Source organism: Halobacillus seohaensis (genome assembly GCF_042663045.1).
In the GTDB taxonomy this organism is placed as follows: domain Bacteria; phylum Bacillota; class Bacilli; order Bacillales; family Halobacillaceae; genus Halobacillus_A; species Halobacillus_A seohaensis.
On record NZ_JBHSZV010000031.1, the window covers coordinates 43,552 to 52,509 of the forward strand.

Genomic DNA, 8,958 nt, shown 5'->3' on the forward strand with positions numbered 1-8,958 from the left:
TTTATGACATACTCTTTGGCATACTTTTATTCATAAGTATTTAAATTCTTTTACTTGGGATATTGGATTCGGACTTATTAGGGGTTGTGATTAATGGTTATTATGGGTTTTATTTAATACTATTTGATTAGGTAAAAACATGGGCGGCATGATGTAAGCTGTCCTCAAACCCTTTGATAGACAAGGATTTGAAACCCTATAAATGAATATTGACTGGATATTGACTGGATTTTTCAAAATTACAGTCTAAATCTAAGGAGCCTCTCATAAGTTCACAGAACTTTTGGGAGCTTTTTCTATAAAAAAATAGGGGATTTAAATAAGTAAGATTGATAATTTGGTTATTCCATTAAAGGGCCAGATTATGGAGTAACTCTTGTATTGCGTAGTAGACTATTACTGCGCAACAGATATCTTCATTTCAGGTGACTTTGTGAAAGAATGTACTTACCTTTCCAGTAACTCCTGAATTCAAATTACCAATTGAGCTTGTTATGGATGGGGAAGTTATGAAAGAAAATTTAGAACAAAATAAACTCACAGAGTCATGGTTGTATTCAGAATTTAAAAAACGTAACTTGACTCAACAAAACGTATTATATGCAGTTTTATCTGCTAATGGAAATATGTATGTTGATACATATGAAAACCATATTCATTTACCAATCGATGAAGAATAAATTGTCTAACTGTTAGTGAAGGTAAAAAAGTATAATAGGGTGGATAGGCACATCTATTATACTTTTTTATTTTGAAACAAATCAATCTCTAGCAAGTCCTCTTTCAAATGCAGCAAGATGATTTAAGGAGGCGTTACGTAATTGTTGAAAGACTATTCTCATATCAACAGGTAGATCGAATGATAAAAACTTATCATACATAGTAATGTTGTCTATTTCTCCTTGTACACCAGCGGCATAGGATGTTTTAATGCTTTCAGGTGTAGTTACAAAATTTTGCGCTATATCTTCTGGTAATGGTACTTGATACCGTTCAAATAGAGGTAATAATGCACTTATATGTCTCATTTCAGCTTGTTTAATTCTTGAAAAAGTTGGAATGTCACCAAAGGTTCTAAGAATATTTTCATACCTTGCTTGTGCCAAGTATTCATCCTGTAGAGCATAAGTTAGCATTTGAGGAAGTGTTAATGAGGTAGCACTTAATGCCCCTTTAGCCGCGTAATCATCATCTTGCCGATGAATATTGGTACTACCCATTAATTTTGAAATGAAAAACATAAACCAAACCGCATGATTTTGTTCGTCTGCTGCTGCACGTCGAAATCTATCTTTAATAAATGGGTCCAGTGCCTTATCAACTATATCTAAATAAAAATCAATCGCTTCTTGTTCATCCTTAAAGGCAAACTCAATTCCAGCTCGATACTTTTTGGGACATTGCTCAATGATTTTATACGTAGGCTGTTGTCCTGTTAAATTACGATAAATGTTGCTGAACTCTTCAAAGTGTAGTTTTTCATCTTGTTGTATCTCAAGTATTTTTTCCTTTTCATCATTTGTAGGTGCTAGGTTGGCTAATTTTCCATAACAAGCAATCGCACTATACTCAGCATTAATCGCTTTCTGAATATCATTTACAAGTTGAGTGTCATTGGCCATACGATAATAATCATTATAGTGTGTACCATAATGATAAAAATTGTGATTTGAATACATGTTTGTCCTCCTTCTGTTTAACTCTCAACTATTTTATGCTTTGTGTATGGGTTACTGTGCAAAGTGTATTCTTGTTGTAACATGGCAATTTTTCTGAAAAATGTTTTGATTTTGTTAACAACAAGCAAATTATTGATGCAAAAAATACACAAGTGCATAGGATGAATTTATAAACTTGTGAAGGGATTGAGAAAAATGTACTATGATCCTTATATGTATTCATGGCAATACCAATATCCTTATTATGGGAATGCACAAATGAATCATCATGGAAGACAGCCTATTTACGGGGCTTTTCCTGGTGAGGTAGGGCATGCAAACGGGTTTAATGGTTTTCGATCTTCTAATGGTCATATTTCTTTGAGAGACTATGGACCAAATCCATTTGTGATAAATATCAATGAAGCAACGAAGCAAAATGATACGTTTCGTACTGCCTTGTGGACAGGAGAGCATTTACAAGTTACTTTAATGAGTATCGATGTTGGGGAAGATATTGGCTTGGAGATGCATCCTAATGTTGACCAGTTCTTACGTATTGAACAAGGTCAGGGAATTGTTCGAATGGGTAAAAATAAAAATAATTTAAACTTTGAAAGAAATGTCTATGATGATTCTGCAATCATCATACCTGCTGGAACGTGGCATAATCTAACCAATACAGGTAATACTCCTTTAAAACTTTACTCGATCTACGCTCCACCTAATCATCCATTCGGTACTGTTCATGTTACCAAAGCAGATGCAATGGCTGCGGAGGAAGGCCATGGCAACGGAAATACTAATGTATTTGGTAAGACCCCAGATGAATGGGTAAAGCACACGGAATTTTTAGTTAATGAAGGGTTAGAGGACGTTAAAAGAGGTATCAATGCTACACATATTCTTCAAGAGTTTATTCTAATGGGAGTTCTTGTCGGGAAAGGTTATTCACCTGAAAAAGCATATGAAACAGTAGAAGAATGGGAACGTACAGGAGAATCCAAACTTCTTCAGCAAAGTAAAAATATGTAGAGATAGAATAAGCATTTTATTTTGTGGTTTACACGGTATAGTTCACAGCTAACTGTGACTTTAAGTAAAAGGAAAAATTACAGTTGATAGACAGGATCTTCCACAATCTGGCGGACTTCTCTAGTTAGGAGTTGCGTCTTTTATTATGGTAAAGTACAAATTGTGGAGTAACTCTTATACTACGTAGTAGACTCCAGTTTAAACTTTTGGAGGCTTATTTCGAAGAGGAGCAACTAACAAAACATAAGTCATTTGCCTCGCAGTACAAGAATACTGTTGATTAATTAAGGAGACGATTACGTTTATCAAGTGATCGTCTCTTCGTATTTGACTACATACTGCGCAACAACAAGTTTTTCCTAAGGGGAAATACTTCAAGGTACCCTATATAAGATATAAGGTACCTTTTATTTTAGATAAGGGGAGTTTTAATTGATATATTTTTCGCTAGTTTGCATCCATAAAGGGAATCATTAGGATTCTCTTAACAATTCTAGTTCTTCGATTGATAATGATTTAGGAAGTCGGTATTCATCTTTTGGAGCTTTTATATTGGTGGTTGGATCACGTTTAATATATTCTTCTGAGGCTAACCAACTAAAAAAACTCTTTAAAACAGATGATTTCTTTCTAATTGTGCTCATTCTTATGTTACCATCTTGACTTAAATACATTCGGACATCTGCTGTAGTTATGTCCTCAGCCTTCCTTTTTACGATATCAGCAAACATACTTAATTCCATGAGATAGTTGTCTAGAGTAAAAGGACTTAAACCTTCTAGTTTTTTTGCAGAGATGAACAATTGTATTTTATCCTCAAGGTCAGGATGTACCTCACCTAACTCAACTCTTTGAATATAATACTCTGATAGAACAGTAGATAATTTATTTTTTGTATTTTCTACATCAATAGTAGGATACAAATCTTTTAAATAATGGAGCTGAACTCGTAGCTATTCAAGAATTGTTAGGTCACAGTTCGCCAGATACCACACTTAGGTATGCAAAAATAACTCACGAAAGAAAACGCGAGCAGCATAAAAGGTTTTTGATTCAGTAAATTGCTGTCCATTTGATTAAATACTGTGTAGCAAATAGACTATTTTGACCCTAGGATTTTAAAGATTTAGTTTGAAACAGTATTATTCAACAAAAAAATAAATTCAAAAAAATATTGATAGCTTAATTAAAAATAGTGAATTTAAGTAGAAAAAATAATACAGCTCTCCATTCTAGAGAGGTGTATTTCATTACTTATCCTTTGCAATTTTTTTTCGATTGGGGGCAAGAGGTGGTTGTTCGAGCCACTTATTTTGAACCATCAGATCAAACCATTGCTTTGTAGTGGTAAGGTTTTTCAATATGATTTTTTCATAAGCTAATGTAAGGTCTGTTCTCATTGCAGTTGCTAAGCCTGCCCCTTGGAAAATTTGGGCGGTTTGATACAAAAATCCCATGTGAAATAGCATTAATTTGTCAGAAAAAGGAGCCTCTTGTGAATTTGTAATTTCAGATTCCCAAGACATAGGGACAGGTAAATTATCTTTTTGTAAGATATTACTTAGTGATTGAATATGTTTATCTGCAATGTCTCCTGACTTTACTAAGAATTTTCTCGTTTCTGTTGATTGAGCAACTTGACTAAATCCAATGGAGAGTGTCTTTGCTAAGATAGATTTTTTTAAATTTAAAGAAAGACTAATGATTTCTGTCGCTGCTAAATGTCTATTGTCACTAAAAAAACCGTCAAGAAAATTTTGTCCTGAAACATACTGTTGGTTTTCTTCTTCAGGATAAAAGTATGGATCTCGTTGAAAATGTCCCAGTTCTAAAAGTAAGTCAGTCGTTTTATGATAAATGTACTTCGCATCATTGTCGCAAGAATCATAAAACTTCCTTAAATCTTTACGTACTGAAGAACCAAGAGCTGTATTATGACCAATCAAGCCGTGTACCGACATAATGTGTAAATAATGTAGACAAAATATATCAGAGAATAGCCGTTTGGTCCCTTTATTTAAGTCAGAATCTGTAAATCCATTTGGTACAGGAAAACCGTCTTTTTTGATAAAAGTGACAATCTGTTCCTTTTGTTTTGCAAATATATGGATAGCTTCTTCCATAATTGCCTTAATCTTTTCGTTCTCAATTATGGTTACCATGTATTTATTTACACTATCAATAGCAGTACCATTCACAAATGCTCCCCACAAAGTCCCAATTTCAGCAGATGTAAGTTTTATATTTTCTTTATCCAAAGCAATCACCTCTACAATTAAAGTTAATTTTTTCTATTATGTGTATGTGTTGAAGAAATATCCCCAAAATGTAGGAAGGATTGTTTAAAAGGAACAATTGTTTTAAACTATGGGTTCGTATTTCGAAGAACAACTAACAAAAAAAGTTATTGCTGCGCAGTACAACTATACTGTGTAGTAGGATAATGTAAAAGATAAGCCCTACAGTTTATTAAATAGTAATCTGTAGGTTTATGGTGATTGGTAAACGTGTTCACAGATAAAGGGTCAAAAGCTGATATTGAGGCATGGGCAGGAAGTACCGGACATCAATATATAGGAACAATAGAAGAAGACGAAGTTCTTAGACATTATTTAAGAAAATCATCTGGTGAGGATTTCAAAGAGAAAAAGCACCCGAACACAACTACTAACGAAGAGCTTAAAAGAAAGTTAGCAGAGAGAAGCACAACGTGTGCTAACTCAAAACCAAATGGTAGGATATTTTTTGCCATGTAAAATAGTCATTTACGAAGATGAAGGACGAGTGAAAATTGGATTACCAAAGCCTACGGCCTTAATTGAAATGGTAAATGATACATCTATTAAAGAATTTGCAGAGGACATTGAAAATCGACTAATTATTTGTATTGATGAAAGTGTATAGAGGGGTTAGATTAGCATGATTAGAATGGTAGAGGTAGGTTAAATACCTTTATCGTTCTTTTTCTTTATATTCATTAAAAACACCTCCTAAATTATTTTATTTTCCTTGTTGAAATTGCCTTGAAGGATTTTGGCTAGTCGAACACTTGTATCAATAGAGTACACCCTGAATGAACATTAACTGAAAAAGACGATTATCCGATAGAGGATAATCGTCTCGTTACTTATTCTAGTAAAGCACCTTTATCTTGAACACTTGAAATCAAGATAATCAACCATTCTTTAATTGTTTAAAGCGTGTTTACACTAAAGAAGTATTGTATTACAATTTGTGTTGACCTAAACTTCTCACATTTTTAACCAATTTAGTGAGAACATGTAGAAAATGACCATATTTGATTAAGGACTCCACCTATAATGTGGGGTTCTTCTTATTATCACAGTAATTTTCTAAAACCGCATAAACCTTACTTAAGATTTTCCCCCTTATACGGAAGACTCGAAACTGAGACACTTCTAAGAAACGAACGTTATTGATAACGATATAGAGTTTATGCTTGAAAGGGGTGATTCCTAAACGGGAAGTAATTAGAATAAATATATAATAGAAAAGGAATAGCGTTAGAACCAACAAGTTAAAGGGGAATCATACGAACAAGCCAGGATAAATTACAAAATAAATTATAAATATCAATACATTTAGGGCTTGCAACCAATGGTCGAAAATTTAGCATAATCATCCTTTCGTAGAGCTCTTGATCAACGTTTATCATGGAACTGGTTTATCTCGTTTTCAAGATATTTAGTCAGCGACCCATGATCTAATGATATTGTGGCTCGTCATCGTTCTTTTATTCTGATTATCTTCGGTAGTCATTGAGTCGTTAGGAGATCTTCATTTAACAATAGTTTTCTTGATATATTAAATCTTACAAATGCTAATCCTCCCCGATCTAGTGCACACCAACGGTTAGAATTAAGATTTAATTAATCGGGTTAATTATATCAAAGTAATGAATGGGTGAAATAGTCCGGACTAGAGGGGGACATGATGATATAATATATCCAGATAGGAAAGAAAGGATAGTTCGAAATATACATAAAACACGATTCTGAGAAATATTTGATATTGAAGGGGGAGTAATAGTGTCCGCTTACGACGATGTGCCGCTTGACTTATTGAGGGGGCTTTATGCTGAAATCTATAAAAACATTCAAAAAGGAAATTTAACCGAAGTTATGTATTCTGAACTAGACCTCATGCAACAAGCTGCTAACAGAAAAGGTGTTCGTTTTCTCCCAACTCATAAATAGATCTTTTTTTGTTAACGTTAAATCTTATGATTTCCATAAGACAAGGGTCCAATGAAGGTTAGATCTATCCAATTGTGGCATATTCCTCCATCCAACAGCACGGTATTTATACCTCTGTACGCTTTTTGTGTTTTCCAATTCACGGCAACTCCGTTTAAGCAAATCAAAGAAGATGGTGGAAGAGTAAAGAAGAAAGGGGGAAATCTCAAATCGTAGTCTTTTGGAAAATGATTGAGATGGATGAAGCAGCCATTCTTGCTGTTACGAGGTCAATTCCCTTGAGGCAGGTTTCTCTTTCGAGTTATTTTTCAAATATAAAGAAGTGACTTTCCATTCCCTTAAACGTGTATGTGACATGTTTTTTTTTCTTATCCCAACAAACAATAACATAATCACCATGTTGGTCTACGACCTTTTTACCATACGGCAAATGAGGGTGATCCTCTATTGTTATCTCGTCCATTGTCATCAACTGGCTAAGTACATATTGAATGTGTCTGTTTTGGTCCATGAAAATCTCCTTTTTATCAGACAAATATTACCGCAACATTACGCTATTATTGCTAAAGTATTACCCGTTTTCATCCTTTTAAAACCTTATATATGGAATGTAGAAATCTGGCCAAAATTTAACTTTAAGGTTGATATATAAAGGGGCAGATTTTATACTTTTTTTGCGCAAAAAGAAGCTATCGACAAATTGATAAAAACACTTATACGATATACAATAATATTAACAGAACCCACCACGCCTCTTATCAATGCGGACCACGGTGGGTCATTTTTTTTTATTCAAGGGGAAATGCGAGAGTGGATACTGAAAAAGATCAATCAAAAATAAAACCACCTACAACCTTTAAAGAACAAGTAGAATTGTATAAAAACAGAAATTTATACATTAATAATTCAGAGTACTCAGAATTAATATTGCAAAGGATTAATTATTACCGTTTATCTGCATACACCCTCACAATGAAAAACTCTAATGAGCAGTTTATTGAAGGTTCATCGTTTAACAAATTACTTTCATTGTATGAATTTGATAGGAAATTAAGACTTTTACTTTTAGGTGTATTAGAAACCATCGAGATAGCATTTCGAACGCATATTTCATATGAAATTGCACATAAATATGGACCTCTCGGATATAAAAATAAAGAGAATTTTATAAATGAGCAATTTCACGAAGAGTTAAAGAACTAGAAAAATCCTTTAAAAAAAGTCGTAAGAGTGAACTATTCGTTGAACACCATTATAAAAATTACGCCGGAAACTTTCCAGTTTGGGTAGCAATGGAAGTCACTTCATTTGGGACTATTGCGAAATTATATAAAAATTTAAAAGAGGAACTTAAAAAGAATATTGCAACAGTATATTATAATGTTCCTTATTATTATATAGAAAGTTGGCTGCAATCATTAACAAATGTCAAAAACGAATGTTATTGATATGAAATGGGTTTCATGATTGAAAGGAGAATCTTCAACAATCGGGACAGATTTTGGAGGAAATTATCTCTTATTAATAAATTCATTCTGTTATCAGTTTCTTAAGAAAAGTAACCCTAAAATTAATGCGTCATTTACCACTGAAATTCACAGGGCAGTTATCTTGAAATCAAGTCTTCCACATAAGGGCAGGATTGTGGAAGACTTGATTTCGAGATAATGTGTAATGCTCACGCTTAGAAAAGGAGATAATTGATGTGTAATCCCCTGTAATTAAAATTAATGGAATGAGAAGCAGTACTTCTTAATAAACTTAATTTTATATAAAAAAGTATATATTAACTAATTTTTTTGCCTTTTATATATAAATTTTTATATGTTATGATGGATTAGTCAATTGAAAATTTATATACTTCTAACCTTAAATACGATAGTAGAAGCTGTTCTTAAACTTCAAAAAAGTTGATCGAAATTTTTATATAAAAAGGTATAAATTAAGGTGGGAGGTAGAGTGACATGGAAGAAAGGAAACAAATATTGCAGAAATACATTCCTTTAGCAAAATCTACGGCTGAAATGTTTGGACATCATTGTGAAATT

The 8,958-nt window shown here is 33.2% G+C and carries 10 protein-coding genes and 2 pseudogenes; 8 read left to right on the plus strand and 4 right to left on the minus strand.

Going from position 1 to position 8,958, the window contains the following annotated elements; translation table 11 throughout:
- Positions 1-482: 482 nt before the first annotated feature.
- Positions 483-680, plus strand: coding sequence for a YetF domain-containing protein (locus ACFQIC_RS12360; RefSeq protein WP_465260871.1), 198 nt, complete (start codon positions 483-485; stop codon positions 678-680).
- A gap of 81 nt (positions 681-761) precedes the next feature.
- Here the strand turns inward: ACFQIC_RS12360 and ACFQIC_RS12365 are convergent, their stop codons facing one another.
- Complete coding sequence (locus ACFQIC_RS12365; RefSeq protein WP_204707068.1) at positions 762-1,679, minus strand: ferritin family protein; 918 nt, start codon at positions 1,677-1,679, stop codon at positions 762-764.
- 213 nt (positions 1,680-1,892) lie between these two features.
- Here ACFQIC_RS12365 and ACFQIC_RS12370 point away from each other — a divergent pair, with 213 nt between their 5' ends.
- Positions 1,893-2,693, plus strand: a complete 801-nt coding sequence (locus tag ACFQIC_RS12370; RefSeq protein ID WP_390217135.1) for a cupin domain-containing protein — start codon at positions 1,893-1,895, stop codon at positions 2,691-2,693.
- Between the two features lie 473 nt (positions 2,694-3,166).
- Here the strand turns inward: ACFQIC_RS12370 and ACFQIC_RS12375 are convergent, their stop codons facing one another.
- Positions 3,167-3,616, minus strand: coding sequence for a tyrosine-type recombinase/integrase (locus tag ACFQIC_RS12375; RefSeq protein ID WP_204707064.1), 450 nt, complete (start codon positions 3,614-3,616; stop codon positions 3,167-3,169).
- A 41-nt stretch (positions 3,617-3,657) separates the two neighbouring features.
- Between ACFQIC_RS12375 and ACFQIC_RS12380 the strand changes: the two genes are divergently transcribed.
- Entirely contained in the window at positions 3,658-3,753 is a 96-nt protein-coding gene (locus tag ACFQIC_RS12380) for a hypothetical protein (RefSeq protein WP_390217137.1), read from the plus strand.
- Between the two features lie 190 nt (positions 3,754-3,943).
- On the opposite strand, the gene ACFQIC_RS12385 is transcribed toward ACFQIC_RS12380, so the two are convergent.
- On the minus strand, positions 3,944-4,951 hold the full coding sequence (locus tag ACFQIC_RS12385) for a DUF3231 family protein (RefSeq protein WP_204707062.1): 1,008 nt from the start codon (positions 4,949-4,951) through the stop codon (positions 3,944-3,946).
- Between the two features lie 255 nt (positions 4,952-5,206).
- Here ACFQIC_RS12385 and ACFQIC_RS12390 point away from each other — a divergent pair.
- The 3 genes and pseudogenes from ACFQIC_RS12390 to ACFQIC_RS12400 all read left to right on the plus strand — a co-directional run.
- Positions 5,207-5,389 (plus strand): annotated as a pseudogene (locus ACFQIC_RS12390) (sulfurtransferase TusA family protein); the annotation flags it as partial.
- Position 5,390: 1 nt separating this feature from the next.
- Positions 5,391-5,597, plus strand: a pseudogene (locus tag ACFQIC_RS12395) (DUF302 domain-containing protein); the annotation flags it as partial.
- Positions 5,598-6,742: 1,145 nt separating this feature from the next.
- Positions 6,743-6,910, plus strand: a complete 168-nt coding sequence (locus tag ACFQIC_RS12400; protein WP_204707060.1) for a hypothetical protein — start codon at positions 6,743-6,745, stop codon at positions 6,908-6,910.
- Positions 6,911-7,211: 301 nt separating this feature from the next.
- On the opposite strand, the gene ACFQIC_RS12405 is transcribed toward ACFQIC_RS12400, so the two are convergent.
- Entirely contained in the window at positions 7,212-7,421 is a 210-nt protein-coding gene (locus ACFQIC_RS12405; RefSeq protein ID WP_204707058.1) for a hypothetical protein, read from the minus strand.
- A 299-nt stretch (positions 7,422-7,720) separates the two neighbouring features.
- On the opposite strand from ACFQIC_RS12405, the gene ACFQIC_RS12410 reads away from it, so the two are divergent.
- Together ACFQIC_RS12410 and ACFQIC_RS12415 are read left to right on the plus strand one after the other, a co-directional pair.
- A complete protein-coding gene (locus ACFQIC_RS12410) occupies positions 7,721-8,113 on the plus strand; it encodes an Abi family protein (RefSeq protein WP_204707056.1) in 393 nt (130 codons plus the stop codon).
- The gene (locus ACFQIC_RS12415; protein WP_204707583.1) at positions 8,089-8,358 is read left to right on the plus strand and encodes an Abi family protein; all 270 of its coding nucleotides are present in this window, start codon (positions 8,089-8,091) and stop codon (positions 8,356-8,358) included. The genes ACFQIC_RS12410 and ACFQIC_RS12415 overlap by 25 nt, the downstream gene beginning before the upstream one ends.
- Positions 8,359-8,958 lie beyond the last annotated feature (600 nt).